Source organism: Pseudomonas tehranensis (assembly GCF_014268615.1).
Taxonomy (GTDB): domain Bacteria; phylum Pseudomonadota; class Gammaproteobacteria; order Pseudomonadales; family Pseudomonadaceae; genus Aquipseudomonas; species Aquipseudomonas tehranensis.
Window position 1 is genome coordinate 1 of sequence record NZ_JABWQV010000469.1, and the last position, 992, is coordinate 992.

The following is a 992-nucleotide window of genomic DNA, read 5'->3' on the forward strand; positions in this document are numbered from 1 at the left end:
TTTCGCGAGCAAGCCCGCTCCCACAGGGGAGCGGGCGCATCAGTTATCGCGAATAGAGAAATTCGCCATGTGCTCCAGGCCCTTGATCAGCGCCGAGTGATCCCAGTGGCTGCCGCCGATGGCCGCGCAGGTGCTGAACACTTGCTGGGCGTTGGCGGTGTTGGGCAGGTTGATGTTCAGCTCCTTGGCGCCTTGCAGGGCCAGGTTCAGATCCTTCTGGTGCAGGCTGATGCGGAAGCCCGGATCGAAGGTGCCCTTGATCATGCGCTCGCCGTGTACTTCCAGGATCTTCGAGGAGGCAAAACCGCCCATCAACGCTTCGCGAACCTTGGCCGGATCGGCGCCGTTTTTCGCGGCGAACAGCAGGGCTTCGGCCACGGCCTGGATGTTCAGCGCGACGATGATCTGGTTCGCCACTTTCGCGGTCTGGCCGTCGCCGTTGCCACCCACCAGGGTGATGTTCTTGCCCATGGCCTGGAACAGCGGCAGGGCGCGCTCGAAAGCGGCGCTGTCGCCGCCGACCATGATGCTCAGCGTGGCAGCCTTGGCGCCGACTTCACCACCGGACACGGGGGCATCCAGGTACTGCGCGCCTTTTTCATTGATCTTGGCTGCGAAGGCCTTGGTGGCAGTAGGGGAGATCGAGCTCATGTCGATGACCACCTTGCCCGCGCCCACGCCCGCCGCCACGCCATCGGCGCGAAACAGCACGTCATCGACCTGCGGGGTGTCCGGGACCATGACGATGATGAACTCGGCTTCCTGGGCGACTTCCTTCGGGTTGGCCAGCGCCACCGCGCCGCCGGCCAGCAGATCGGCGGGGGCCGGGTCGTGATGCTGACTCAGAAACAGGCTGTGCCCGGCCTTTTGCAGGTTCAATGCCATGGGCAGACCCATGATGCCGGTGCCGATGAATCCGATTTTAGCCATGAGAAAATCCTCTCTTATTTAGATGTCCCGGGTCTCTGTGGCGAGGGAGCTTGCTCCCGCTG

General features: G+C 63.3%; 1 protein-coding gene. It reads right to left on the minus strand.

Annotation, left to right across the window (positions count from 1 at the left end):
- Positions 1-39: 39 nt before the first annotated feature.
- Entirely contained in the window at positions 40-930 is an 891-nt protein-coding gene (locus HU811_RS27015) for a 2-hydroxy-3-oxopropionate reductase (RefSeq protein WP_186659169.1), read from the minus strand.
- Positions 931-992 lie beyond the last annotated feature (62 nt).